This window comes from Sinorhizobium fredii, assembly GCF_002944405.1.
Lineage (GTDB): Bacteria > Pseudomonadota > Alphaproteobacteria > Rhizobiales > Rhizobiaceae > Sinorhizobium > Sinorhizobium fredii_C.
Genome location: NZ_CP024307.1, coordinates 2,298,881 through 2,322,010 on the forward strand (window position 1 = coordinate 2,298,881; position 23,130 = coordinate 2,322,010).

General features: G+C 61.4%; 29 protein-coding genes and 1 tRNA gene. 9 read left to right on the forward strand and 21 right to left on the reverse strand.

Features of this window, described 5'->3' with window-relative positions; genetic code table 11:
* Window positions 1-2: 2 nt before the first annotated feature.
* The 11 genes from NXT3_RS11380 to NXT3_RS11425 form a co-directional block, all read right to left on the reverse strand.
* Window positions 3-449, reverse strand: a complete 447-nt coding sequence (locus NXT3_RS11380) for a GNAT family N-acetyltransferase (RefSeq protein WP_097524984.1) — start codon at window positions 447-449, stop codon at window positions 3-5.
* A complete protein-coding gene (locus NXT3_RS11385) occupies window positions 446-2,074 on the reverse strand; it encodes a hypothetical protein (protein ID WP_179864700.1) in 1,629 nt (542 codons plus the stop codon). Before NXT3_RS11385 ends, NXT3_RS11380 begins: the two co-directional genes overlap by 4 nt.
* Entirely contained in the window at window positions 2,071-2,673 is a 603-nt protein-coding gene (locus tag NXT3_RS11390) for a hypothetical protein (protein WP_104839347.1), read from the reverse strand. Before NXT3_RS11390 ends, NXT3_RS11385 begins: the two co-directional genes overlap by 4 nt.
* Window positions 2,670-3,266, reverse strand: coding sequence for a phage adaptor protein (locus tag NXT3_RS11395; RefSeq protein WP_104839348.1), 597 nt, complete (start codon window positions 3,264-3,266; stop codon window positions 2,670-2,672). Before NXT3_RS11395 ends, NXT3_RS11390 begins: the two co-directional genes overlap by 4 nt.
* On the reverse strand, window positions 3,263-3,586 hold the full coding sequence (locus NXT3_RS11400) for a hypothetical protein (RefSeq protein ID WP_037423469.1): 324 nt from the start codon (window positions 3,584-3,586) through the stop codon (window positions 3,263-3,265). Before NXT3_RS11400 ends, NXT3_RS11395 begins: the two co-directional genes overlap by 4 nt.
* A complete protein-coding gene (locus tag NXT3_RS31965) occupies window positions 3,583-3,759 on the reverse strand; it encodes a hypothetical protein (RefSeq protein ID WP_199773279.1) in 177 nt (58 codons plus the stop codon). The genes NXT3_RS11400 and NXT3_RS31965 overlap by 4 nt, the downstream gene beginning before the upstream one ends.
* 66 nt (window positions 3,760-3,825) lie before the next feature.
* Window positions 3,826-4,821 carry a DUF5309 domain-containing protein gene (locus NXT3_RS11405; RefSeq protein WP_104839349.1) on the reverse strand — a complete coding sequence of 332 codons (996 nt, stop codon included), beginning with the start codon at window positions 4,819-4,821 and terminating at the stop codon, window positions 3,826-3,828.
* 147 nt (window positions 4,822-4,968) lie between these two features.
* Entirely contained in the window at window positions 4,969-5,913 is a 945-nt protein-coding gene (locus tag NXT3_RS11410) for a hypothetical protein (RefSeq protein ID WP_104839350.1), read from the reverse strand.
* Between the two features lie 157 nt (window positions 5,914-6,070).
* Window positions 6,071-6,307 (reverse strand): hypothetical protein, encoded by a 237-nt coding sequence (locus tag NXT3_RS11415; protein WP_037423463.1) that lies wholly within the window; start codon window positions 6,305-6,307, stop codon window positions 6,071-6,073.
* A gap of 537 nt (window positions 6,308-6,844) precedes the next feature.
* Entirely contained in the window at window positions 6,845-8,899 is a 2,055-nt protein-coding gene (locus NXT3_RS11420; protein WP_097538178.1) for a portal protein, read from the reverse strand.
* On the reverse strand, window positions 8,899-10,329 hold the full coding sequence (locus NXT3_RS11425) for a terminase large subunit domain-containing protein (protein WP_199773280.1): 1,431 nt from the start codon (window positions 10,327-10,329) through the stop codon (window positions 8,899-8,901). The genes NXT3_RS11420 and NXT3_RS11425 overlap by 1 nt, the downstream gene beginning before the upstream one ends.
* A gap of 159 nt (window positions 10,330-10,488) precedes the next feature.
* Here NXT3_RS11425 and NXT3_RS11430 point away from each other — a divergent pair, with 159 nt between their 5' ends.
* Window positions 10,489-10,830, forward strand: a complete 342-nt coding sequence (locus NXT3_RS11430; RefSeq protein WP_037423455.1) for a GFA family protein — start codon at window positions 10,489-10,491, stop codon at window positions 10,828-10,830.
* Between the two features lie 33 nt (window positions 10,831-10,863).
* Here the strand turns inward: NXT3_RS11430 and NXT3_RS11435 are convergent, their stop codons facing one another.
* The gene (locus NXT3_RS11435; protein ID WP_037423507.1) at window positions 10,864-11,019 is read right to left on the reverse strand and encodes a DUF3309 family protein; all 156 of its coding nucleotides are present in this window, start codon (window positions 11,017-11,019) and stop codon (window positions 10,864-10,866) included.
* 344 nt (window positions 11,020-11,363) lie between these two features.
* Here NXT3_RS11435 and NXT3_RS11440 point away from each other — a divergent pair, with 344 nt between their 5' ends.
* Window positions 11,364-11,765, forward strand: coding sequence for a hypothetical protein (locus NXT3_RS11440; RefSeq protein WP_037423452.1), 402 nt, complete (start codon window positions 11,364-11,366; stop codon window positions 11,763-11,765).
* A gap of 70 nt (window positions 11,766-11,835) precedes the next feature.
* On the opposite strand, the gene NXT3_RS11445 is transcribed toward NXT3_RS11440, so the two are convergent.
* The gene (locus tag NXT3_RS11445) at window positions 11,836-12,201 is read right to left on the reverse strand and encodes a hypothetical protein (RefSeq protein WP_083854223.1); all 366 of its coding nucleotides are present in this window, start codon (window positions 12,199-12,201) and stop codon (window positions 11,836-11,838) included.
* Between the two features lie 887 nt (window positions 12,202-13,088).
* Here NXT3_RS11445 and NXT3_RS11450 point away from each other — a divergent pair.
* Both NXT3_RS11450 and NXT3_RS11455 read left to right on the forward strand, forming a co-directional pair.
* Entirely contained in the window at window positions 13,089-13,283 is a 195-nt protein-coding gene (locus tag NXT3_RS11450; RefSeq protein WP_037423450.1) for a hypothetical protein, read from the forward strand.
* A gap of 196 nt (window positions 13,284-13,479) precedes the next feature.
* Window positions 13,480-13,659 (forward strand): hypothetical protein, encoded by a 180-nt coding sequence (locus NXT3_RS11455; protein WP_097538175.1) that lies wholly within the window; start codon window positions 13,480-13,482, stop codon window positions 13,657-13,659.
* Window positions 13,660-13,687: 28 nt separating this feature from the next.
* On the opposite strand, the gene NXT3_RS11460 is transcribed toward NXT3_RS11455, so the two are convergent.
* The 4 genes from NXT3_RS11460 to NXT3_RS11475 all read right to left on the reverse strand — a co-directional run bounded on the left by NXT3_RS11460 (window position 13,688) and on the right by NXT3_RS11475 (window position 16,235).
* Complete coding sequence (locus NXT3_RS11460) at window positions 13,688-14,056, reverse strand: BA14K family protein (RefSeq protein ID WP_050988334.1); 369 nt, start codon at window positions 14,054-14,056, stop codon at window positions 13,688-13,690.
* 245 nt (window positions 14,057-14,301) lie between these two features.
* Window positions 14,302-14,796: a BA14K family protein gene (locus NXT3_RS11465; protein WP_083854219.1), complete on the reverse strand. Its 495-nt coding sequence runs from the start codon at window positions 14,794-14,796 to the stop codon at window positions 14,302-14,304.
* 196 nt (window positions 14,797-14,992) lie between these two features.
* Window positions 14,993-15,601, reverse strand: a complete 609-nt coding sequence (locus NXT3_RS11470; protein ID WP_097524992.1) for a hypothetical protein — start codon at window positions 15,599-15,601, stop codon at window positions 14,993-14,995.
* A gap of 133 nt (window positions 15,602-15,734) precedes the next feature.
* Entirely contained in the window at window positions 15,735-16,235 is a 501-nt protein-coding gene (locus NXT3_RS11475) for a helix-turn-helix domain-containing protein (protein WP_097538173.1), read from the reverse strand.
* 401 nt (window positions 16,236-16,636) lie between these two features.
* On the opposite strand from NXT3_RS11475, the gene NXT3_RS11480 reads away from it, so the two are divergent.
* The 4 genes from NXT3_RS11480 (at window position 16,637) to NXT3_RS11495 (ending at window position 18,654) form a co-directional block, all read left to right on the forward strand.
* Window positions 16,637-17,314, forward strand: coding sequence for a LexA family transcriptional regulator (locus NXT3_RS11480; RefSeq protein WP_199773281.1), 678 nt, complete (start codon window positions 16,637-16,639; stop codon window positions 17,312-17,314).
* Between the two features lie 207 nt (window positions 17,315-17,521).
* Entirely contained in the window at window positions 17,522-17,848 is a 327-nt protein-coding gene (locus tag NXT3_RS11485; RefSeq protein ID WP_037423442.1) for a hypothetical protein, read from the forward strand.
* Window positions 17,848-18,111 carry a hypothetical protein gene (locus tag NXT3_RS11490; protein ID WP_037423441.1) on the forward strand — a complete coding sequence of 88 codons (264 nt, stop codon included), beginning with the start codon at window positions 17,848-17,850 and terminating at the stop codon, window positions 18,109-18,111. Before NXT3_RS11485 ends, NXT3_RS11490 begins: the two co-directional genes overlap by 1 nt.
* Window positions 18,112-18,159: 48 nt before the next feature.
* The gene (locus NXT3_RS11495; RefSeq protein WP_234828036.1) at window positions 18,160-18,654 is read left to right on the forward strand and encodes a hypothetical protein; all 495 of its coding nucleotides are present in this window, start codon (window positions 18,160-18,162) and stop codon (window positions 18,652-18,654) included.
* A gap of 49 nt (window positions 18,655-18,703) precedes the next feature.
* Here the strand turns inward: NXT3_RS11495 and NXT3_RS11500 are convergent, their stop codons facing one another.
* The 4 genes from NXT3_RS11500 to NXT3_RS11515 all read right to left on the reverse strand — a co-directional run bounded on the left by NXT3_RS11500 (window position 18,704) and on the right by NXT3_RS11515 (window position 22,720).
* Complete coding sequence (locus NXT3_RS11500; protein WP_234819708.1) at window positions 18,704-19,420, reverse strand: pentapeptide repeat-containing protein; 717 nt, start codon at window positions 19,418-19,420, stop codon at window positions 18,704-18,706.
* 177 nt (window positions 19,421-19,597) lie between these two features.
* On the reverse strand, window positions 19,598-20,605 hold the full coding sequence (locus tag NXT3_RS11505) for a TIM44-like domain-containing protein (RefSeq protein WP_097524998.1): 1,008 nt from the start codon (window positions 20,603-20,605) through the stop codon (window positions 19,598-19,600).
* Between the two features lie 140 nt (window positions 20,606-20,745).
* Complete coding sequence (locus tag NXT3_RS11510; protein WP_050988333.1) at window positions 20,746-21,753, reverse strand: glycosyltransferase family 2 protein; 1,008 nt, start codon at window positions 21,751-21,753, stop codon at window positions 20,746-20,748.
* 196 nt (window positions 21,754-21,949) lie between these two features.
* On the reverse strand, window positions 21,950-22,720 hold the full coding sequence (locus NXT3_RS11515) for a Stf0 family sulfotransferase (protein ID WP_037423437.1): 771 nt from the start codon (window positions 22,718-22,720) through the stop codon (window positions 21,950-21,952).
* Between the two features lie 276 nt (window positions 22,721-22,996).
* Here NXT3_RS11515 and NXT3_RS11520 point away from each other — a divergent pair.
* A tRNA-Lys gene (locus NXT3_RS11520) sits at window positions 22,997-23,072 on the forward strand.
* The last annotated feature ends 58 nt before the right edge of the window (window positions 23,073-23,130 follow it).

Genomic DNA, 23,130 nt, shown 5'->3' on the forward strand with positions numbered 1-23,130 from the left:
ACCTACCTTCGATTGACGGGATGTGCCCGCCAGTCGTTGTCTGTCAGAGTGAAGATGATTTCCGCCTCTTCCCGCCCGCGAAGGCGGGGGATGCGGTAGCTCGTGAACCCGAAGCGGCGGGCGATCGAGACCATGCCGCGGTTCTCTTCCGAGACGCGCAGCACCGCCATCTGGCAGCCGATCTCGTCGAATGGATAGCCGAACATGGCCTTCAGCACCGGCCGCGTCAGCCAGCGTTTGCTGGTGGCCGCGGCCGAAAGCTCGATGACGCCCGCTTCGGGCGAATAGTTGTGAAAGACGACGCCGGCGAGGAGCCTGCCCTCCTCCGTCACGCCGAGCGCCGTAAAGTCGGCAAAGCCCCTCTCGCAGCCGTCGATCCGGTCGGCAACAAAAGCGGCGATCCCCTGATTGGTTGCAGGGTCGCCCGCCCCGCCCCAAATGATGTTCAAGCGCTCGCCTCCCCCGCTGCTACTTGCAACGTCGCGAGGTCCACTTCGATGTCGAGTTTCACCGCGCCGCCTGAGGTGATCACGCAACCGACGGCCAGCATGTCGCCGCTCGCCCGCACATTCTGGCGAAAATCGTAGCGCAGCGCCTCCGACACGCCGTCCCAGCGCGCCACATCCCAGAGGCCGACATCCCATTCCGGCGAACCCGCATCCCCCTCCGTCACCCGGGCGAAGGGCGGCACCCTCCGGTCGAAGTCGGCGCGGGCGAAGAGCTGCACCTTTGGCTTCGTCTTGGCGCGGAAATACATATGTGCCATCGTCGCCGCCGTCCGCTGACCGAACTGTCCGACCGGCGCGAACTGCGAGAGATAGGTGGCCGCGAAGGTCAGCCCGTCGTCGGTGCCGCCGGTGTCGCCCTGCCAGCAATAGCCCTCGCGCGAGCCGAAGAAGAGTCCGCCCTGCAGCGTCTCGAAGCAGTTGGCCCGCCAGTTGCTGATCGTCGCCCAGCGCCCGCTGAGCACATTCAGGACAAAGGTCTTGTCGCTCACGACGCTGTTCTCGGGAAAGGCGATGAAGACCAGGTTCTGTTCGGCCCACGGTTCCAGTGTCCAGCCGGAGCCGGTGGCGTTCGCCGCCCGCCGCCAGTCGTCCTCGATCGACCGCGAGACCGAGACCTGGATCAGAGCCTGCCGGTCGCGCTGAAACACCTGCGACATCGGCGTCAGCCCGTCCGAAGTCGCAATCAGCACGTCACCCCCAACGCGGATCCAGGCGTTCTTTCCAAGCGGCTTGCCGATCTGGTAGACGCCCTTCAACGCGAAGTCGCTGGCGCTGGAGGGGTCAGAGCCTGCATAGACGGCGATCTCCCCTTCCGTCGAGACGAAGACGCAGAGATCGGAAAGCCCGTCGCCGCTTTCGAGCGACCAGGAAAAGCCGGTGATGAGCGACCCGCCCTTCTTCATCACCCCGCCAAGCGGAAACACGGCCGCCGCGCCGCCGATCGCGTTCACCGGCAAATAGTAGGCGTCGAGCGTCGCGTTCTTCAGGAAGAATTCGCGGTTCTTGAACAGCCAGCCGTAGTTGAGCTGCGCCATGGTGGTCGAGTCGGAAAATGTGATCGTCGGCGTCGTCGTCCAGGTGGTGCCGTCATAGATGCGGCGCGTGTCGGCGCCATTGAGGCAGACGAGAAACGAGCCGCCGGCGGTCGTGTGTTGGAAGGCGCACCAGTCGCCGCCGGAAAGCCCGCCCACCGCCGCCGCAGTCGTTGCCGGCGGAGCGGCCGGCGCGGTCATATCGTAGATCGCGCTCTCCGTCGCCATGAACAGCTTTTCGTTGCTGCCGAACTTGTATTTGAAGGCGCTGCGGATGGCGCCGCCGTCGGCCGCAAGCCCGACCTTGCGCGAACCGCCACGGATCCTGCAGCCGGCAAGCGTCGGCAGGAAGTTCGTGAGCACCGTGGCCGAGCCCGGGGTCTGCGATGCCATGTCAGCGGTCGTGACGAGCCCCTCTTTCGGAGCCGGGAATGTGACCGATTGCGAGGCCTGCGGCCGGCCGATTCTCGCCTGCCCCCGGTTGGTCTGCGCTAGGCGGCCCGGCCGGACTGTATTCGTGCGAACTGTCATCATGATGTTCCCCTGTCCGCGTTGATCTCCTGCAGGAGATCCGCCTCGAACTCTGCGAGGTTGTCTTCGAAGGAGAGGCCCTTCTGGCGCTTCCAGCGCCAGATCAGCCCCTTCTTCAGCAGCCACTCGGGAAAGAGCGTCGTGTCGTCGTCGGCCCGGAAGGTATCCCGCTCCTCGTAAGGATCGCCGAGTACCCAATTTTTCGAGACGTATTCGATCGTCGCACCGGCGGCGAAAGCGGCCGGCGAAAAATGCATCTCCCTGCCGCGGAGGTGGCAGTAGGGCTCTGCCGAGGCGATGCCGACGATCACCGCCCATTGCGCGCCGTTGGCGATAGGTCGGAAGAAGTGGCCGTCAGCCGCCCGCACCGCCCCGCCGGGCGCCAGCCGCTGATAGTCGGCAGGCAGGAGCTCCGGCGAAGCGGAGACGGCATGCGTCGTCAGCATCCTCTTCCAGTCGGCGCGCCGCGCAATCTCCGCACCCGCCTCCTCGGCCAGCGCCACCATCGTCTGCGCATTCGGATCGTTCGTGCCGTAAACGCTGTCGAAGCGGTCGAGCGAAACGATGTCCGCGACCTCGTTGATCACGGTCAGAAGCGTCATGGCGTCAGCCCTCCGATGACGATTGCGGCATTACCGAAGCGCAGCCGCTCGTCGGCAAGCCCGAGCCCGGCCATCGCCTGTCGCTTCAGCGCCTCAGCCGCACCCGCCTTGGCTGCGTCCCGCTCCCAGATGGCTATCTCCTCGACGAGCGCGTAGAGATAGACGTCCGGCGCCCTTTCGATCAGCCAGCTCCCTGGCGCACCGGCCGTCAGCGGCGGGATTTTCCCGTAATAGGTCAGTTGGATGTTCTCGCCGCGCTTCGGCCGCACCTGGATGGCGCTGCCGACGATCGCGTAGCCGATCGGAGCGCCGTCGGAGGTCACGTGATTGCTGAGTTCCTGCAGCGGCAGCGCCCGAAGCGCCCGGCCGCTAGCGGCAAGCACCTGCCGCGCCTCCAGGAAATCCGCCGGCAGGCTGCCTTCGCCTTCCGTCAGCGGCACCGCCACCGTCTTCTCCATGTCGGCAACGCGCATCACGCGGTTGAGCTTGAGCTCGGCAAGCGCGAGGAAGCGCGGGAAAAAATGCGCGACGTCATCGCGGCCGGAGTAGTCGCCGGCGTCGACGAGGAGCGACGCATAATCGAATATGGTCATAGATGTCCCTCGAAACTGCGCCAGGCGCGGTTGTCGCCGTTGTTGAGCCACCGCTTCACATAGCGGTCGTCGCCTTCGGAATGCGCCCGGACGAGGTTTTCGGAATGCGCCAGGTTCAGCGGCATCGAGGCGACCTTGGTCCACTCGCCGAAGGCGTTGCCGGCGGTCGCATGACGCGTGAACTGGTTCTGGCGGACGAGGTTTTCGACCGGGTAATCCGTCCGCCAATGGGTCCTGTCGCCATCGTCCATCACCCAGACGGAGCGGCCGGTGTGAAAATCATAGTCGAAGAGTTTCCAGTCGCCGTCGCGTACAATCATCCCTCTTCACCTGGAAGAGGATCGTTGCGTTCGGCTTTGCCCTGGGCGATCAGGATTTTCGCCGCCTTGACTGGCAAGTCGAGTACGGTGCCGGCTGGAATGCGTTGTTCGTCAATCGCCCAGGTATCATAGAGAAGTTTAACGGGTACCGTGGTGGTCTTTGTGTCTGTCATTCATTTCTCCCGAGACAGGGACCGACGCGCAGTTGGTGCGCTTGCGTCGAAATTGGGAACCTGGAACTAGCTGGCGGAACTCAGTCCGAAGAGGTCAGCGGCAACGCCCAGGCCCCTCTCGTTGTGCACCTTCAGCGTGCCCTCACCGATGATGACGCCCTTGTCCGCATCGCCCGTCTTGGCGACGTCGCGGTCTTCCTGGATCTGGCGGAGCCACAGAAAGGAGAGCATGTCGGAGTCGATGAAAAAGGCGTTGCGGGCAACTCCGGCGTTCACCGCCTGCACCCGGTTCGGGTGAATCATCACCGTCCCGAATGGCCCTTCGTAGTAGTCCGCCGTCGCGACAATGGTGTTGCGCTCACCGCTTTGCGACACCGCATACCGGAAAGGCGCTACGTTGCTGTCGGACATGAAGGTGACGAAGACGGATTTCACATACGGAGAGACGGAGACGTGACGGAAATTGGCGCCGTTCTGATAGCCCTGCTGCATCACAGCATCGAGGATGGCCTTGGTAAAGGGACGCTGCGTCCCTTCGGTTGGCGCCACGGTCAGACCGGTGCCAACGTTAAAGCCGCCATTTGCGCCACCGGCCCCGCGAGAGACGTTGCTAATTGTCCAAGTGCTGAGCGACCCGAATTCACGGGTACTGCCGGCGACCGTTGCGTTAGTATCGACGATCGCGAACTCCACGTCCTTGCGAATTTCGACGCCCTTCTTCAGCTTCTGGTATTTCCGCTTCTGCACGTTACCAGCCTCAGCCGTCACCTCCTGCGTCGCGGAGATAATCCAGTCCTTGCGCATGATCTGGGTGTAGTTACCAAGCCGCATCGGCGGAGTGATCGCGCCGAAGGCGTATTCCTCGCCTTCTTCACGGATATTTGCGCCGGGCGCGGCAAGTTCGTCCGTCTCCCATTCCGGGTGATAGGTCGTGCACTTGCCCTTTTCGATCAGTGAATAGATGGGGGTATCTTCTGGAGTGATCCGCGACACCACGTCGGAAAGCTCCTCGCGGTTGCCGACGGCCTGCGTTGTCTGAAAGGTATTGGTGAGAACTGCCATTTGATGGTCCTTATGTGGTGACGTGATCCGTCGCCACGCGCCCGGACAGGCACATGGAAGGCGGTCACTGTGTCGAATGAAGGTGCATGCGAGCGATCGCTGAGCAGCGCTTCGTGAACGCTTGCCGCTCGGCCAACGCTTGTCGAATTACTCGAAATCGACCGCCATCGCGTCGCGGATCGATCCCGTTCTTGCAAGTCGCTGCATTGCCTCGCGGCTTTCGCGCTGCTGCCGCTGCGCCTGGTTCTTTGCTTTCATGCGCGGCGCGGCGGCAGGCGCCGCGGCCACCTTCTGCAAGGCCCTTGCCCGCGACCGTTCCGCAAGCAGGCCGAGGCGAGCGTAATGCGCGAGCTTGAACAGCCGATGATCGACGACCTCGCGCACCTCCTCGTCGGAAAAGCCGAGGTCCTTCGCCGCCTCGAAGGCTTCGGCGAAGAAGGCCTGCCGACCCTCGTCATGCCCGGTCTGCGGGAAAGCCTCGAGGAGTTTGGCATTTTCTGCCTCCAGCCTCTCCTCGCTCGCCGCGGCCTGAAGCTCCGCCGCAACGTCCGTCGGTTCTTCGCCCAGGGCCATCACCCGCGCAAGCTGTTCCCGCCCGGCCTGGTGTAGCGCCCACTGTCGCTGATAGGCATCCGGATTGTGGACCCGCAGTTCCTCCGGCGGCTCCAAGGGGATTTGGGCCGCAACCAGTTCCGCAACGGCACTGGCAGTTGCGGCGACCCTGCTGCTCATGCTTTCCAAGGCCCGCCCCCGCTTGGCGAGATCCTGGGTCTTATGGCGATAGTCGCGGTCCCGCATGTAGCCGAGCTTCAATTCCTTGAGCGGAACCTCTTCCCCGCCCTTGAGCGTGACGATCATGTTCTCGGCTTCATTCGTTGCCTCCTCCTCATCAGGAAGGGTTGGCTCTTCGCCTTCGACGTGGGCCTCGTCTCGCTCGTCGTCTACGGCCCCCTCGCCGTGCCGCTCTTCCTCGTCGTGCGGGTTCGCCTTGTGCGGCTCCCAGAAGTCGAGGTTGTCGATACTTGGGAGCTCATGCGAGTCGACAACGGCTTTGCTCCCGCCGGAAGGCGGGTTGGCACTATCGTTCATCATGGAAAGACCTCTTGAGAGAGATTCGGAGCGGAGGTGCCGCTTTCGCGCACTCCCGCACCGAGAAATTTGGGGAGATTTCAGATGCCGCCCCGATTTCTTGAATCAGTTTGACAATGAGGCGCTTCAGGAAGGCAGGCCTGCCGCGCAGTGCACACCTTCACACCGGGGCGTTCATGCCTTCGGATTTGGCTTGCTCCGCGAAGAACTTCAGCCTTGCGCGGAAGTTGCGGACTGCCCGAGCTTCTGCCGCGAAGGCGGCGCGCGCTTCGTGGTCCGTGAGATTCGCGTTGATGCAGCCGTTGATGGCCGCCGCCTCCAACTCCTCCATCAAGCGCTCGAACAGCGGATTGTCGAGAAGCGCTCGCGCAGCCGCCTTTTTTTCTTCTGCCTTCATATCCAGTGCTCTTTCTTGCGAGCAGCCCGACGGACCAACCGAGCGGGCACACGGCAGTATGTTGATTCTCTACCAGTTGCTCGGAAAGGAGTGGTGCAGACACCCTCGGCTGCGCGAGGATGCGAGCCAAAAAGAGCCGTCGTCGATTTTCCCAAAGACGAGCGGGCACCCCGACGAAAGGTGCCTCCGATCAGCTTTTAGTCACGCGTCTCGGGGGAAACCTTCGCGCCTAGCGTCGTAACGCCTACATCCGGCGTGCCGTCGGTTGCCCAACAGGAGCATGGCTCACCGGCGGAACCGGTGCCATAGGGGCAGACTTGGGCCGGTGTCGAGCATTGTCGGGGACTCGGCTTGCCCGCCGGTTTGGTTGCCAGCGCTTGGGCCTTGACCGCTGCACGTGCGGGCACCGCGGTCACAGTCGATTCGCTGCAAGATGCAAGGATGAAAGGGATCGTTGCAAAGAACAAGCAAAGGTAGCGAACATTTTTCATGCAGTAGGCATATTCTGAGGCGTAGCGGGTTTCAACCCCCCAACTTTCATCCCGTTCGTCCTCCGATATGGACCGACGTTACCGGCTCGCCGCTCACTGCCTCCGCCAGGCTCTGTTGTCGCTTCAGGTTCAGTTCGGCGTCGATCTGGTAGCGCTTCAGGGCGCCGTTCTGCTGGAGTTCGGCAAGCTTCAGCTCGCGCTCGATCTCCAGCTTCCGCCGGTTGTTTTCGGCTGAAAGCCGCGCCTTCTCGGCGTCCACGTGTGCCCGCATCTCAAGCTTCTGCATTTCCGGGTTCGGCTGGTTGGCGCTCGCCTGCATCCGCCGCTGGATCTCCTCCGGCGAGGGCTTCGAAAAATAGAGGTCGGGCGATTTCAGCCCCGCGGCCTCCACCGATTTGGCGATGCCGTTATAAAGGTTGTCCGGCGAGACATAGGGGTTGTCCGGCCCGAGTGTCATCAGCAGTTTTTCCTGAAGCTGCTGGACCATCTGCACCATCATCATGTCGCGCTCGCGGGTCCCGGCGCCGAGCCCCACATTCACCGTCGCGTCCATCCCGGCGTTCCAGTGGCGCGGGTCGAAGCTCACCCATTGGCCGCGCAGCCTCACCATGCGCGGCCGGTCCTGGTGCTTGATGACGAGCCGAAGCAGGCCCTTGAACACGCGCCGCAGGCCCTGTGCGAAGGTGCGCACCATCAGCTCCGTCTGGCCGATCCCCGCCTGCTCGATCAGCGCCGTTGCCCGCGCCGTCATGTTCGTGAGCGCGTCCGGGGCAAGCCCGCTCGAAGCGTCCGAAATGCCGGTGCGGTCGGTCGCCTCCTGGTCGAGATAGGAGAGCATGGCGAAGGATTCCTTCGCGACGAAGGGCACCATGGTGTAGCCGAGTGCGGCGCGCGCATCGATGCCCTGGCTGACGCGGATCGGCTGGCCGAATTTCGGGTTGAGCACGCTTTCCGGATTGGCGATCGCGCCCTCCTGGACGATCGGCTGCTGGTTGTTCTGCCAGTAGAGATTGTCGAGCGTCTGGCGCATCAGCACGGTCTTCACGCGCTGGATTTCCGCCAGATCGTCGGTCACCGAGCCGCCCTCACGCTGGTGCGGGCGCCGCTCGACGATCAGGTCGGCGAAGGGCACCTCGTCCCACTCGTCGTTGGAGATGAGGTTCTCCTCGCCCGTGCCGCCGGCGAGCACGATGCGGCGAAGCTCCGCGATGCCGTCGTCGTCGGCATCCACCTTCACGTAGAGCTCGTAATAGTCCACCTCCTCGAGCGCCTTCGGCACGGCATCCTTGGCCTCGAAGGCACCGCGCCGGCGGGTGAATTCCTCGTCGTCGCGGCCGCCGTCGCGGGTCGAAGCCGGCAGGCTCTCGATGAGATCCCGGTCGTGTCCCATCGCAATCAGGTCCGTGCGGCGCATGCGCGTGGCAATGCCGGTGATCGGGCTATCCTCGATCGAAATCGCATCCGGATGGATCAGGAATTCTTCCAAAGGCACCCCGGCCAGCCGCGGCGTGCCCTGCTCGCTCCGGCGGCGGATCTTCACATTGTAGAGCGGCTGCTCGACCGGACCCTGTAGCGTTTCCAGCACTTCGACCGTTTTCGATTGCTCCAGCACCTCCACCGCGTCGTCGCCGACAAGCTGGATCAGCGCCGCCTCGTCGAGCCCCGTATGGGTCGAGACCTGAACCGTGGCCTCCTTCTCATACCACCAGCGGATCACGCCGTTCCGGAGCTTCAGCGCATCATGCGCCGCGTCCTGCACGGCGTCGTAACCATTGCTTTCGGGAAAGACGACATAGTTGATGTAGTCGGTCGCCTGTTCTGCCGCCGCCTCGTCGCCCTCGTTGACGGGGAAGTATTCCACCACCTTGTCGTTGCCGAGAATGGTGCGGATCAGCGACGGCAGCACCTTCTTGATCGCCGCGCGCACGTCGCGAGAGACGACTTTCGAGCGGTTGGCATCGGCCGGCACGTCCTTCATCGTGCCGTCGTAATATTCCATCGCCTTGATGCGATCGATCGCAAGCTCATCGCGATAGTTTTCGCAGTCCTTGACGAGCTCGCTCACAAGGGCGCACAGGCGTTCATCGGTCATCGCGGCCATCAGAGAACCTTTCGGGCGGTGAAATTCCAGTTTGCGTTGCCGTTGTTCGCTCTCGCATAGCGCTTCATCATCAGCGCGTAGCGCGAGGCGGAGATCAGGTCGTCGCGCTCCTTGACAATCCTGCCATTCTTTCGGTGGTAGAGACGGAATTCCTCGAACCATTCCGTACAGGTGGAAAACACCTTCCAGCGCCCGGTCTGCATCCTTTGCAGCATGTCGGAAAGCCCGGCCTCGACACCGTTGGTGCCGTCGTCGAAGGTCGCCCGCTCGGAAAGCAGCGCCAGTCCCTGTGCGCGATATTGGGCGGCAAGCTGCTCGCCGCTGCCCTTGTCGTGCTGCAGCCCGTCATGCGGCCAGGCGAAAGGCAGCCAGGCTCCCCAGGGCTTCAGCGCCGCCGCATGGATGATCGGCGTCGCCTCCCGCTCGCGATAGAGTTTGGTCACATAGAAGACGTCGGCGTCGCGGTCCCAGGCACAGCCGGCGGCGGCGAAGGGGTGGTCCCAGCCGAAGTCGATGCCGCCGATCTGCACCCAATGTTTCGGCACATCGAAGGGCTCGACGCGGATCGCCTCCTCCGTCACGGGAAAGATGCGGCCGGAGCCGAGAGCCGGTACCCCCTTGGTGCGCGCTTCGCGCTCATGGGCAGGGTAGCTGTCGATGATCCTTTGGCGTTCTTCGGCCGTATAGTGCTCGGCCTCATCGATCGTCATGGTGATCACTTGGCGATCCGGCGACTTTTCCATGAGATATCGCGCCACGACGCCGCTCAGGCCCTTGAGCGGCGTGAAGGTTACGGCAACCGAGCCGCGCGTCGCATTGGTGCGGGTGATGCCCTCGAAATAGACGTCCTCCGGCGGCTCCTCGTCGAACCAGACATAGTCCACCGTGTTCGCCTGCCACTTGCCGCGCCCCTGCTCATAGGCCTTGAAAAGCAGCGTCGAGACGCCGCCTGAGACATGCCGCACCGTTACGCTGTCGAGTGCCCCGGACGCGCCGGAGCGCCGGGTTGTCGCATGGATCGCCGCCTTCGGAATGAAGCCCATGCCCCAGTCCTCCTCGGTCAACGGCGGCCCGACGAGCAGCCGCTGCACGCCGTCGCGCGTCAGCTCGTAGGATTCCGAGCCGGCGAGCATGACGATCGGCTTCTCGAAGCGCCTCCCCTGCCACCAGTCCGGGTAACGCCCCGTCAGATGCATCGCCGCTTCGGCCGCTCCCGCCAGCGTCTTGCCGAGCTGGTTGCCCGCCATGAACAGCCGCTCGCGATAGCTGGCTCCGGCCGAATGAAAGTCCCTCTGCTTGGAGTACGGCCGGTACCGCGCCAGAATATCGGTCCTTCGACGCCGGTCGAGCTCCGCCATGAGCATGGCCTGCTCTTTCAGCATCGCCGAAATCTCGGGCGCGCCCGCGGCGGATGTGCTGGAGGGTGTCATCGGTGGCGATGCCCTGTCTGGATAGAGGTCCGCGCGCGTGTCGTTCGTCAGCAGAGGAATGTCGGCCGAGGTGGCGCCGCTGGACTGCGGTCGGATAAGGTCGATAATGCCTCAATCGACGACTGCCCGCTCACGGGGCGCCGATGGGGAGACTCGAAAATGATCGAAGGCCATTGCCATTGCAGGTCGGTTCGCATCACCGTGCCGGTCCGCCCTGAAACGCTCGGTGATTGCAATTGTTCGCTCTGCAGCAGGGTTGGCGGGCTCTGGGGCTATTACGCCCCGAGCGACGTTACGGTCAGCGATGAGGAGAAGCGCCTCGTCGGCTATGTCCAGGGCGACAAGACGCTTACCATGTTCCATTGCAGCATCTGCGGCTGCATCACCCACTGGTCGCCGATCGGTCGCAGCGCGACGAAGATGGGCGTGAACCTGCGGATGTTCGATCGCTCGGTCTGGGAAGATATCCCGCACCGCCTTATCGACGGCGCGGCTTGGTGAAAGCCGGCGGGTCCTGATCGGACCCGCCGCACATCATATCCTGCCCATCAGCAACAGGATCAGGAGTATGACGACCACCACTCCGAGCAGCCCGGAAGGGCCATACCCCCAGTTGGCCGAATAGGGCCAGGCCGGAATGGCACCGATCAGGAGCAGTACCAGAATAATAAGAAGGACGGTTCCAAGCATATCGCGATCCTCCGCTGCACGTTTCGCGATTTTGGCGAAAATTTCATGCAGCATTCCAAGTTACTGCAGCGATTTTGTCGCGTCCTGAAAGAGGACGGCGCGCTGCAACCAGTGTTTCACGCTTACGGAATGCCGAAGGGTCTCTGTTAGTTCCGTACGGGAAAGCCCGCACCTTCATGAGAGCGCGGCGCGGCGGTGAGCATCGAACGCGCCCAACGACATCGGATCGTCCGAATTGTACCGTCGGGAACAGCCGAGAAGCTGAAAAGGCGCTCCTATGGGCTCATTCTCAGCATTTTGAGAGCGTGCTAATGTTCTCTTGGCTACACGGGGGAGGAATCCAAATGCCACCTATTGCAAATCTTTATTTCAGAACCGCCATCGTCTTCTTGATCTTGGGCATCTCGATCGGGCTCCATATGTCGATTTCGGGGAATCACGCCGCCACTGGCGCCCACGCGCATGCCAACCTGCTCGGCTGGGTCACGATGGCGATCTTCGGCGGCTATCACGCGCTCAATCCGCAGAAGGCGGCAAGACGTCTGGCGACGATTCAATACGCCGTCTACACATTCGGCGTGGCCGTCTTGATCCCGTCGCTCTATCTGTTGCTCTCCGGCAATAGCGCGATGGAGCCGATTGTCGCCGTCTCGTCGCTCATCGCCTTTGCCGGAGTTCTCCTGTTCGCCGTGATCATCTTTTCGAGCAACGAGCCTGTCGCGGTTGCGGCATCTCCAGCACGCTGATCAGTGCTCCACGACGGATAATGGCGCCGCACCCAGCGGCGCCTAGTCGCTGCCTCTCACGCACTGGCGATCAGGGCTTGGAGGTCGGCTTTCGCCGGGCGCGCGCCTTCTTTTCGAGCAACGGCCGTATCACCGTGTCCAGCGCGCGAATCCGTTCGATTAGCTGTTCGTTCGAAAGCTCGTCCATGGCGTTCGTGCTTGCACTCAAATCCTTCGGCGTGACCGCAGCAACGAGCTTCAAGTAAGTCTCCGGCTTCTCCTCCCGAATGCGAGCGATCACACCAGCGCCGTGCGCAGCGAAGTCCGCCTGAACAGCATCCAGGAATGCACCGCCAAGTCGGCCACGTCCACCAGCAGCCTGTTTCGAAGCAAGTCCCTCCGCGACCGCCAGATCGTCAGCCGTTTCTGTAGCCGGCTGCGTTTCATGACCCACCATTGCGACCCCGCTTGTCTTCGTCATCCCTTTCGCGGCGCCAAAACGATGGCGTCGACATCGCGGCCGGCGATGCCGCCAGCTCGCGTGCCGCTCTCTGGAAGAGCAGGCATCGAGCGAGCCACGCACCGTAATACTTCCGAACCGCCATGCGGATTCGGATCGACGCGAAGACGCATCGCCGGCCGCATACGGCACCGCGGCGTCTAGAGACGCGCTGGCCGCCGTAAGCTTTGATTAGTAGAAAACTACGCAGTGCTGGACTGACAACCTATCCCGGGTCGAAGTGCCGGCATCAACTGCTGTTGCTGCAGGAGGAGGACAAAATTCCTATCCTTGACTTAAGGAATACTCCGAGAACCCTGAACGCGCAAGCCGCGCGCCGCGGCTTTCGGTTCGGTTTTCCGGTTAGCCACAGAATTGTGCGAGCAGCCTGCACCGCCAAGTCATGAAGCGCGGCATGCGCCTTTTCCCTGCCTTCTCCGGGGTGATGCTCGCCGATTATCCTCAGCCAATGCTGTTATACAGGCGTATATTACAATCTGCTTGCATAATACATTGGGCTCTGTTTCAATCCTCGAAGGGTTGATGCAAAAGGGCTTGGGCCTAGGTCTCTTGAGGAATGCTTCAAACCGCATGACGCTAACGAATACCCCGGCATCGCACCGATTTGCGGACGCTGGACTGATGCCCACTCCGGGCGAGCCATACTATCATTTGAATGCCGTCAGCACCCCCACGGAAGCTGACGGCGCTATTTAAACTGACTGCCAAGACGCGGTGCCAACCGCGGTTATTTTTAGAAGCTAAACATTTTGCCCGCGTCCCGGTCGCGCCGGGAACCAGAAAGGCCCTCAACGCATTGCCTCGCGGGAGAAGGAGTTGTCCACATGCGCAACCATTGGATCTATGTCGCCATCGGATTTATCGCCGGCGCTGCGTTGTTTCTCTCGACTGCCTGGCAGCGCACGCCGCCGGTCCAGGAGGTCACCCTGAAGCTCGAAAAAACCAGCCGTCTGCATGCGCCCACCATCCAGACCTCGTTCGTCATGGAGCGCTTCGGCCCTGCCACAGCGGTAGAGTAACGACTCCACGGTTCCCTCGTCCTCCAGCGCTCTTGCGTTTCTGAGAAGGATGCGCAAGGTACTCGCAACCTGCCGGCACTAAAGCGCCGCGCGTCCTTTCGGACGAGCAAAGTCGCTTGAAGCAATTGGAAATACTGCATGTTTCCTTCACGGCTCCGATTGAAGAAAACATGCAGTGGAAGCGAGGGAGTCCGCCTTGAATTCTGACAAGAAACCCGCTGCGACGATCCGGGTCGAAAAGCGCATGAACGGCCGCTGGGCCTTCGTGCTCACCTATCGCGGGGTGACCTACCCTGCCCAGGGCCAATTTGGCAGCGAGCTTCAGGCGCAAGCGGCGGCAGAGGCCGCAATGAAATTGCTTGAGAGGCGCGGCTGACGAGCGCCTTTTCGGCTCGCTTCGCGTGTCAGTCGTAGGGCGAATTGCACTGGCGGCGACGGCCACGGAAGGGCTGATAGCTGTTGTCGTCGAAGCGGTATGAGGCATAGCGCTCGAGGCACCAGCGCAGATGGGCGTTCAAGTCGAGGCGGATTTCGCGGCGGGGGCGCATCCGCGTCCCGGCGGCCCCGGGCAAAGGCCCGCCGACCGTCGCCCCCGGCCCGATGCTGATATCCGGTCTTTGCCCTTGATAGCGCATGCCATAGCTTGGGTAGCGGGGCAGGACAAAGTCCCTGTATTGCCGCTCGACAAAGAGTTCATGCTTGGAAGGTCCCCCGCAAATGCCGATGCATGTTTGCCCCTCCACCGGGGCAGCAACTGCCAGCGCACTCAACATCGCCAGGGAGATGATTGATGATGTTTTCACAGGCCTAGCCGTCAGTCTCGCAGAAATGCCCCTACGCCGGAGATCGCCCCAGGCGCAGCCTTGATCGGGCTTCGATATTAGCAGATTGTCAGCCGCACTTCCCCTCATTTCCTGGCGTGCCTTTAGGGGCCGGAAAACATCGAACCGAAGCCAGCCCGCCTCGAAATTCACGAGACGGGCGGCGATCATGGAGTTCGGGCTAAGCAGGTCTCACCTTACATATAAGGTGAAACACACTGTCGCCGCGGACCGTAGTAGGGCTGGAACGTATTGTCGTATGCCCGATAGGACCGATAGCGTGCATAGCACCATTGGGTATGGCCATTGCCGCCGGCGTAATATCGTGGCGCAGGAGCATAGTATCGCGGCTGCGCGAGCAGCCCGCCGATCAGTGCGCCGGCCGCCAGACCGCCGAACAGCGCGCCTATATCGTCATCGTCGTCATCGTAATGGCGATAGTGATGGCGACGGTATCCGTTCCGATAGTGGCGGTTGCTGTAGTGCCCGCGCCGATAATCGCGCCCGCGAAAACACGGATATCGGCATCCCCGCCCTTTGAACTGTTCGCCCCGTTCGTAGGAAAACTGCACCCGCTGAACATCGGCGGTCTCAGCCCTTATCGTGGGCATTGTTGGAAACGCCTCTGCGGGAGGAGGAACGCTGCTCATCGCCGTCGCCAGCGACAGGGCAATGATTGCTAGCCTTTTCATTGCCTACACCTTTCGTAGGATATTAATCCCTTCGAAAGAGAGAATGGCCGAATTCTGTTTTTGTGCCAGCACTTAGAGACCGATCACGAAGTGTTGATCGGTCTCGACCAGCCTGGCGTGGCCGGACTGGTTACAGCTCAGTTTCCGGCCGGCCGATTCTCGAAATCCATCAGTAGGTTTATTTTCCTATCATTAGTTAAATGGATACTCTCTCGCCGTAGTCGCGCAAGCCCTTTTCGAAGACAAGGGCGTTCAAGCCACGCTTCAGCCACAACAATTGCGCCTCCGGCATCATCCGCAAGCCTTCATAGTCCATCACGCACACGTTGAAGACGGTCGTCTTGACCTGTCGCCCCTCGTCGCATCCGAGCAACACGCCTTCGAGCCGCATCACTTTATCGGACGCCCGCTTGATCTGACGATGGCGCTCCTCGTTCGTTTCGGGGGCATGTCCCCGCACCCGGTCGATCGCTTGGGCGCGGACGCTTGGAAAGGGGATACCGGTCAGGTGATAGTATCGCGCCATCCCCTTCGCATAGTCATCTCCCGCCTCCCGTTGCGCCTCGGTGATCCGCCCGTCGAGGAACAGGCGTCCCAGCGTGTAGCCGGCAAAGCTGCTGCTTGTTTCGAGCCCGTGCATGCGCTTGCGCGCCGCAAGCGCCACCGCCATCGCCTCCTTCTCGCTCTCCCGCTTGGACCAACCGGGCTTGATCTTGCCGCAGGCGAAGCGCTCGGCGTTTGCTTTGCGCGGACGTCCAAGTTGCGCTTTTCGCTTGGCACGGAGCTTCTGAGCCTTGCTCATCATGTTTTATCCTTTCGATATCGGAACGAGAAAAATGGCAGTCGATTTCCGTCCTTGAGGACGGCCTCGGCGCGGACCGACAGCGTGTCAGCCTCGGCCACGGGTCGTAGATCGAAATTGTGCCAAGTGAGGTGGATTAGGGAGCCACGCCTTTCACTGCCGCGAGCACCGTCGTGTGGTCGCGATGAAAGATGCGGCCGATCCGCGGCAGCGACAAATCCTTGCGCTTCTCATATACCGCCCGCATGCAGGCGTGCCGTGGCTTCACCAGCCGGCGATCGCGCCGCACGCTGATAATGTCCGCCCATGTCACCCCTGGGAAATCCGCAAGGACGGCGGCAACGATCTCTTCGATCGAGGATTGCTCGTCATTCGCTTCGCCGTCGCTGTCATCCGCAAGCCTGCCGGAAAGCAGCATTTGAGCCTGCGCGAGCAGTCGCGCTTCCGCATCGGCCAAATCCTCCTCGAGCGCAGCGATCCGGCGTGTTTTTGCTGCACTTTCGGTGGCGAGTTCGACCACCTGCATTTCGAGTTCGGCTATTGCCGCCGATCGGCTTGGTGCTGCGGTAGAGCCGGCCAGTCGCTCGCGCACCGCGAGATAATGCCGGTGTTGTCTTGCGAGTTGCGAGTTCGTCATGCGTTTCTCCTCTAATACAATGTCGACCAAAGGTGTGCAGGGTCTTCGGATGACGACATGCACAAAAACAAAGACCTAAAGCGCGCCGCGTGAAGTCGTCAGAACGCAGCGCGCTTTAGCGTCCGCAGCGCCTTGCGGCGCTGCCCGTTCGACCGCTCAAGAAGAAGCCCGCATCGAAACCACGCGCAGCAAGCAAATGCCGCAGCCCGAAGGTCGGTCGCTCCGGATCGGATACCCACGATGCTCGATGGCACGCTGGGCAATCGCGTCCTCCCCTTTAGAGATCGGATATGGGTTGTTCATAGGCGCTCGGCTCCTTTCTCTGACTCGACTATCAATGACATCGCGCATGTTGCAATGTCAACATGATTTGTGTTATGCATGTTGCTATGTCCCATGTCATGACTGAAAAAGCCGAACGACTACGGCAGGCGCGCATCAGGGCGGGCTACCGCTTCGCCTCCGATGCGGCGAACGCCCTTGGCATCGTCGCCTCGACCTATCGCGCCCATGAGAACGGTCAGAATGAGTTCGAGCTTGCCGAGGCCGAGATTTACGCCCGCAAGTTCAACGTCGATCCCTATTGGTTGATGCGTGGCAAGGCCGGGGACCCGATCTCCATCCCCTCGACACGAGTGATCGACCCACCGAACGCCGAGGTGGGCGCGAAGGTGGTCGGACAGGGCAAGAAAATCCCTGTCTTCGGGCAAGCCGTCGGCGGTGTAGATGGTGAGTTTCTGATGAACGGTACCATGTTGTACGAAGTCATGGCGCCGCCTATTCTTTCAGACATCTCAGGAGCCTATGCTGTCTCGGTATCCGGCGATTCCATGTCTCCCCGTTACGAAGACGGCGAAGTTTGCTTCGTCGACCCCGAGCGCCGCGTCAGGAAGGGCGACTATGTGATCGCCCAGATCCGCCTGGAAGAGGGCGGCGCCCTGCTCGCCTATGTGAAGAAATTCGTCCGGCACAATAGTTCCGAGCTGGTGCTCGAGCAGTTCAACCCGCAAAAAGAACTGCGCTTTGAGGCTCACACAGTGCACTCTGTCCACTACATCGCCCTCGCCGGAAACGCCTGAAGTTCGTTGCCTGCCTGCGTCACTGAACGCCAGCATATCGCAAGAAGCGGACGTCCAATCCTGCCCAGGCTGTCACAACTGCCCGCGCTGCAACACAAAAACAACATGCATAATGTTGACATCAGTCGTGTTGTGCGGAATGCTGTGTTCGACACAACATCTCGGCTGCGGCGGGGGTCCTGCCGGCTGAGACAACAGGAGCGCCGGATGTCCATTCCCGTAATAAGATCCAATCTCCACGACCATGTGGAAGAACTCTTCTCCGCCGATCTGCTGCGCTCGAGCGACGCGGAAAATCAGAGGGCGTTAAAGACATTTCTCTCCTGCACCTATTCAAGCCTCGCCTCGCTGACCTGGCACCTTGGCGCCGACGGCCACGTTTTTCAGCGCGAGGCCGTCCCTGCGGCAGAGATCGCCGACGAGGCTTACTTCGAAAGAAATCTCGAGGATCAGTTTTCAGCTGGGCGAGACGATCAACCGCAGAAATCACACGGAACACACAATCATCGCCAGCAATTCGGGGGCTCGTTGTAATGCACGCCGAGACATATGCCGTCGTCAATCTCGCTGCCTTGAACCTCATCGAAGCCGTGAGCGCCGCCTATTTCGTCACGGAAGAGGAATCTGCCGCCCGCCACGAGTTCCGGGCGCGCGAAATGCTGAAGAAGGTCGCCACGGCGTTGGGATATGAGGTGACCGCGGTCGTTCCAGGCGACATATCCGCGGAGGGTCTAAAGGGAAGCCGTCCGTCAGCCAACGGTGGCCTGAGGCTCGTGCCCAACGCACTCGTGGAATAGGAATTCAGATATAGTTGCGCGATGTCCAGGGAACCGGCAGGAGCAGACGTGATTGGAGACGTCACCGAAAGGTCCTACGAACCGCTGACCTCGGCCGATCTGAGCATGCTCGCCTCGGCCGCCATGCGGGAACTTTGCGCTATTTTTGATCGTGCAGCGGTCGCCGGCCTCCACCGCCACCGTCTGATCCTGGTGGCTCTCGCACAGGGAAGCGCGCTCCACTACCTCGATGGCGCGAACGGCATCAAGGACTTCGACGTCTGGGCATTCTTCGAGGCCGGTCCCGCAAAGCCATTTCCGCACCGAAAACGCTGGTGCAGCGACCTCGGTCCGTCGCGTTTCGGCAGGCATCCCGCGGATGCCGGCTATGCCGGCCGCCGCCTCGACCTCATGGGCCGATCGATCGAGGTGGCGAGCGACGAAACTGCCGAGGACGCCGTGCGGCGGTGGCTGGCCTCACGCGCGAGATCGGCGATCGCGCTTCGCTGCAAGCCGATGTTTTGCCTGTTCCCCGAGCGTTCCTTCGGCAAACGCATCAACTGAATTCTTCCGCGGCTCGCGTCTTCTCAGTCGCCTGATTGACCAAACATCATCAGTCGTCATCGGGAGGGCACGGCCATTTGGCGGGGGCAGTCAGGCCAGTGGGCAGCTTCGTTGCGGCGTCACCGCAAGCGAGATCGACCTGCTCCTGGCTAAGCCCCTTCGCGGCCGCCAGGTCCAGTCCCTCGATCCTGGTCAGGAACATGAAGGCGCGGTCGAAATCGATCGGCCCCTCGAAAAGAGCTCCGCTCAAATTGGCCCGCGAGAGATTCGCAACGGAGAAGCGCGTGCCGGTCAGAACGGCCTTGTCGAAGTTTGCACGGCCAAGTTCAGCCTTCTCGAAGTCGGCCCCCTTCAGCTTTGCGCCGGTGAAATCGGCACGCTGCAGCTCGGAACTGACGAACAGCGCACCCTCGGCAGAAATGCCGGAGAAGTCACCGCGATAGGCCTCCACTCTGGAGAAATTCGCCTTATCGGCCCTGGCGCCGGCAAGCGAGGCACGCACCAATGTGGCCTTTTCCAGATTCGCCGCCGTAAGATCGGCGCCGTTCAGATCCGTGGCGGCAAAATCCGTATCGACCAGATTGCTGCCTTGGAGGTTGCTCCCACCGAGCATCAGCTGCCGCTTGTTGCATTGCCGCCAGTCCACCCCCGGTCCCGGCAGGCTCTTGCAATCCGCAGCCGCCGCACCGCTGGCAAAGCCCGACACCGCAAAAACGACAAGGCATGCAATGAGGCCGCGCTGTTTGACGGCCTCGCGTGAAGTCATCGCATGCTCGGCCGATGTCGCCGCCCACAAGACCATATAGTCCGCTCCTTGAGAGGAATGCTATTTTATTACCCAACACGCGCCGACGAAAGTCCGCCGCTGCTCCGGATATCCCGAACGCCGCCATTCTTGCGAAAGAAAATGCGACACGACCGCCAGCGTCTGCCTGGCCCTCGCCTATTCCTCGACCGCCTGAATCGCGGAAATCTGCCAGTCGCCAGCCGGCTTGCGCAGGAAGGTCCACAGTTCCACGGCTTCGGTCGGGCGTTCGGCGTCGCCGCTGACGACGCGACCGGTCGCCCGGTCGCGCATCACGTCGATGCTCTCGTAGCGCATGGCGACCGTCGCATAGTCGCTGCTGCCTTCGCGCCAAGCCTCGGCGACATCGCCCTGGACAAGATGAACGTCGCGCACGTCGTTCTTGAGCCCCTTCGTCGCGTTTTCGCTAAGCTCTTCGGCGAGATAGGACATGGCTTCCGGCGTCGTTAGCCGGCGCAAGGCTGCGTAGTCTTCCGCAGCATAGGCCGCCTGCAACTCCTTCAGCATGGCTTCGAACCGGTCGAGGTCGTTCTGAGCGATTCCGATCTCATCCGTCTTCCCGTTCATGGCGGCCGCAGACGCCGTTGCGGAAGCTGGGGCGGCGCTCGCGCCAAGGCCGCCGAGCCCCTCCCCAATCCGCGGAATGCGGAAGGATCCGGGCGCCGCAGCGGATGCAGGGGACTGTGAGGAGGACGCTGAAGCCGAGGGTGCCGAATAGGCCGGCCTCTGCCCGCGGCCAAAGAGCCGCATCGCGAAGGACACGACGAGGACGATCAGGCCAAGTTGCAGCAGCAATCCGAGGAAACCGATGCCGCCTCCAAACCCGTGCCCGAGCAGCATGCCGAACAGTCCGCCCATGAGCAGACCGCCCAGCATCGATCCTCCGAAGCTGTTGAAGAAGCCGGGACGGTTTGCCGCCGGATTCTGGGTTGTCGGGCTGGTCGCGGCCGGCGCATTCTGCCGCGGCGTCATGGTCCGCTCGATCGGCGCCGCCGGAGTGGGCGCCGTGCGCGTCACCGGCGCGGTCGAGAACGTCCGGCTACCGCGTGAGCCAAAGCCGCCGCCCGCCCGCCGTGCCTCGGCGAAGTCCACCGCCGTCACCATGACCACAAGGGCAACCGCCATTATCGACAGAATACGCTGCATTCTTCTGCTTCCCGTTACAAATCCCGACCGCGAGGCGGCCACGCAAGGGGCATATAGAGCTTGCGGTGCGGGAGTTTAAGAGCTTCGTGCGAATTATAGGCGGTCGCGGGTGCAACGCTAAAGCGCCCAGCGCTGTAGCGTTACCTCATCTGCCGCGCTGCTTCCCGCGCTGCGTCTCGCTCAAATGGGATAGGCGCTATGAAACCGAGTTCAAGCAGCTGCCTTGACCCGGAGAACCGGACGGAATGCTCATGCGCAAAATCGAATTCGCCGGCTTTCTCCAGGTCATCCAGCATCTTGCGGTAGATCGCGGCCCCATCGAAATATTGCCCGTCGCTGACCGCCTGCTCGATCTTCTCTCGGTAGTCGGAAAAGAACTTGAAATGCAGCAGCACCCCGCAAATTTCCAGGAAGTTTCGCTCGCACGGCAGCGGCTGGTGGATGCTGACGCTAAGGCTGCAATTCCTGTCCCAGAAGATCAGCGGGTATTTGATGAGCTCCAATATATGCGCGAACTTGCGTTTGCGCGGGCCGCCCGTGATGCTTATCGCCCGCTTGGTGTAGCCGATTTCATATCCGTCGCCATCGAAATGATCGGCGATTTCCCACGGCATGCGCTGGTCATCGGTGCCAAACGTGGCCGAGCCCAGCGGTTCGATCGGATACATGTCGATCATGGGAGCAGCGAGGCGCTTTTCGCCCCGCCGTTCGAGAACCTGTATGAGCCTGTCGAGACGTTGATGCTCACAATCCTGATAGATCAGGAATTCATCGGAATCAACATTGAGATACCAACGATCGCCGCCGTAGCGATCGAACAGGGCTTCGCGCCACTCGCGGCCGCGTCGAGCGTCGCGGTAACGCAGGGGTGACCGCCACACATCGACATCGGCTTGAGAAAGCAGGTATTCGCGTGTCCCGTCCGATGAAACGTCATCGACACAGATGAAGCGCGAAACGCCAAGCTTCCTGTAATGCGCCAGGAAGGACGGCATCAGCTTTATGTCGTTGTGCGTATTGAAAACGAGCGGAATATCATTCTTCGCGAGGGGCCGATGACCACCTTCCCGAAGGCAGACGATCTCGATCGCCCGTTTTCTCTTGCGCACCCGAGCCGTCAGCTTGTGGGTCTCGTAACGGGTCAGCAACCGGTCCAGAAGGCTCCTTTGGCTCCGCCCGGTGCCGGAAAGACGAAAAGGATAATGAAGATCGCCCACCATGCGCTCCAGTCGGCTGCCACGATGCGAGCGTTTATCGGCATCGCGTCGATAATTCAACTCCACGGGAATAGGAGCGTAGCGGCACCCTGCCCGCTCGCCGCTTCCAGATTGCGAACCTCTCCCGTCAAAACGCGAAAGGATAGCGCGGCTCGAGACTCCGCGTCGCCAGCTTGAAGAAGTTCTTGATCTTGCCGGGGATGTGTTCGCGGCGATCATAGGCGTCCAGCAGGTGTGCAGATCTGCGGTCCTTGTTGAACCGGGCTACCCATTCGTCGGTCAGGTCGTCACGCTGAACCGCCATCGATGTTTGAAGCTCAATCGGAGGAGGCACTCTCAGATGTTCCGCAACGCAAGTGACGAACGGAGTTGGGTCCGCGACAAGCTCCTCATAGACGAACTCGGTGAATTTCGCGCCCGTGAGTTCGAGATAGCTCTGCCAGAAGCTATTGCTGTCGCGGATATAGAAGAAGCATTTCGCGATTTCTTCGAAATCGTATTGGGGCTCGGCCTTGCTTTCGATATGAGCAGCGAAACTGCGCGTTTGTCTTGCCCGGGCATAGGAGATTGCTTGGCGCAGCGTATCCTTGCGCCGCAAGAAGATGAGCGCCACGTCATGCACGGACAGGCAATATTGAATGAAGTCCATGCCGTATTTTTCACGCGTGACGAAAAGATGATTGGGGAAGATCTTCAGCCCGAAATTTCCATTATCGCTGGAACTCTTTCTGATAATTTGGTCGAAGAACACCTCCCACGACAATGAACCGGCATCCAGACGATGGATTTTCGGCGACAGCCATTCGCTCGACCGCCCCATGTTCCCCGAACCATTGATGAGTGAGCCGAGCCAGTTGGAGCCGCTTCTCGCCTCGGTCAAAAGTAGATAGCCGCGCATAATTCTCCATTCGATTCGCCGTGCAGCCTCCCCAGCCGGCGCGTGTTCTAGTCAAAAATGTCGGCGTTTTTTTGGAGCGTACCGTCCGCTTCAGCGGGAGAGCACCGCCAACTGGAGCATTGACGCCGACCACCGAAAAATTCGCGGAGCGCGCTTGCGGGGCCGTTGGTCCCGAAGGGCGAAGAATTTTTTGCCAAGAATTTTGCAGAGGGTGCTGGACAAGCCGGGCCAACGCCATTATACGCCCCACCAGATCGCTGCGACGCGGTCTTGGACGGGTGATTAGCTCAGTTGGTAGAGCAGCTGACTCTTAATCAGCGGGTCCACGGTTCGAGCCCGTGATCACCCACCAAAAACTTCTAAGAAACCAGAGCTTTACAGAAATCATAGCCGGAATATTCCTGGCTAAT

What these genes read in the sequence shown, in the direction of transcription:
- NXT3_RS11385 (WP_179864700.1), bottom strand. Translation starts at nt 2,074, where the DNA reads ATGATGACAGTTCGCACGAATACAGTCCGGCCGGGCCGCCTAGCGCAG.
- NXT3_RS11390 (WP_104839347.1), bottom strand. Translation starts at nt 2,673, where the DNA reads ATGACGCTTCTGACCGTGATCAACGAGGTCGCGGACATCGTTTCGCTC.
- NXT3_RS11395 (WP_104839348.1), bottom strand. Translation starts at nt 3,266, where the DNA reads ATGACCATATTCGATTATGCGTCGCTCCTCGTCGACGCCGGCGACTAC.
- NXT3_RS11400 (WP_037423469.1), bottom strand. Translation starts at nt 3,586, where the DNA reads ATGATTGTACGCGACGGCGACTGGAAACTCTTCGACTATGATTTTCAC.
- NXT3_RS31965 (WP_199773279.1), bottom strand. Translation starts at nt 3,759, where the DNA reads ATGACAGACACAAAGACCACCACGGTACCCGTTAAACTTCTCTATGAT.
- NXT3_RS11405 (WP_104839349.1), bottom strand. Translation starts at nt 4,821, where the DNA reads ATGGCAGTTCTCACCAATACCTTTCAGACAACGCAGGCCGTCGGCAAC.
- NXT3_RS11410 (WP_104839350.1), bottom strand. Translation starts at nt 5,913, where the DNA reads ATGATGAACGATAGTGCCAACCCGCCTTCCGGCGGGAGCAAAGCCGTT.
- NXT3_RS11415 (WP_037423463.1), bottom strand. Translation starts at nt 6,307, where the DNA reads ATGAAGGCAGAAGAAAAAAAGGCGGCTGCGCGAGCGCTTCTCGACAAT.
- NXT3_RS11420 (WP_097538178.1), bottom strand. Translation starts at nt 8,899, where the DNA reads ATGGCCGCGATGACCGATGAACGCCTGTGCGCCCTTGTGAGCGAGCTC.
- NXT3_RS11425 (WP_199773280.1), bottom strand. Translation starts at nt 10,329, where the DNA reads ATGACACCCTCCAGCACATCCGCCGCGGGCGCGCCCGAGATTTCGGCG.
- NXT3_RS11430 (WP_037423455.1), top strand. Translation starts at nt 10,489, where the DNA reads ATGATCGAAGGCCATTGCCATTGCAGGTCGGTTCGCATCACCGTGCCG.
- NXT3_RS11435 (WP_037423507.1), bottom strand. Translation starts at nt 11,019, where the DNA reads ATGCTTGGAACCGTCCTTCTTATTATTCTGGTACTGCTCCTGATCGGT.
- NXT3_RS11440 (WP_037423452.1), top strand. Translation starts at nt 11,364, where the DNA reads ATGCCACCTATTGCAAATCTTTATTTCAGAACCGCCATCGTCTTCTTG.
- NXT3_RS11445 (WP_083854223.1), bottom strand. Translation starts at nt 12,201, where the DNA reads ATGGTGGGTCATGAAACGCAGCCGGCTACAGAAACGGCTGACGATCTG.
- NXT3_RS11450 (WP_037423450.1), top strand. Translation starts at nt 13,089, where the DNA reads ATGCGCAACCATTGGATCTATGTCGCCATCGGATTTATCGCCGGCGCT.
- NXT3_RS11460 (WP_050988334.1), bottom strand. Translation starts at nt 14,056, where the DNA reads ATGTTGAGTGCGCTGGCAGTTGCTGCCCCGGTGGAGGGGCAAACATGC.
- NXT3_RS11465 (WP_083854219.1), bottom strand. Translation starts at nt 14,796, where the DNA reads ATGAAAAGGCTAGCAATCATTGCCCTGTCGCTGGCGACGGCGATGAGC.
- NXT3_RS11470 (WP_097524992.1), bottom strand. Translation starts at nt 15,601, where the DNA reads ATGATGAGCAAGGCTCAGAAGCTCCGTGCCAAGCGAAAAGCGCAACTT.
- NXT3_RS11475 (WP_097538173.1), bottom strand. Translation starts at nt 16,235, where the DNA reads ATGACGAACTCGCAACTCGCAAGACAACACCGGCATTATCTCGCGGTG.
- NXT3_RS11480 (WP_199773281.1), top strand. Translation starts at nt 16,637, where the DNA reads ATGACTGAAAAAGCCGAACGACTACGGCAGGCGCGCATCAGGGCGGGC.
- NXT3_RS11485 (WP_037423442.1), top strand. Translation starts at nt 17,522, where the DNA reads ATGTCCATTCCCGTAATAAGATCCAATCTCCACGACCATGTGGAAGAA.
- NXT3_RS11490 (WP_037423441.1), top strand. Translation starts at nt 17,848, where the DNA reads ATGCACGCCGAGACATATGCCGTCGTCAATCTCGCTGCCTTGAACCTC.
- NXT3_RS11500 (WP_234819708.1), bottom strand. Translation starts at nt 19,420, where the DNA reads ATGACTTCACGCGAGGCCGTCAAACAGCGCGGCCTCATTGCATGCCTT.
- NXT3_RS11505 (WP_097524998.1), bottom strand. Translation starts at nt 20,605, where the DNA reads ATGCAGCGTATTCTGTCGATAATGGCGGTTGCCCTTGTGGTCATGGTG.
- NXT3_RS11515 (WP_037423437.1), bottom strand. Translation starts at nt 22,720, where the DNA reads ATGCGCGGCTATCTACTTTTGACCGAGGCGAGAAGCGGCTCCAACTGG.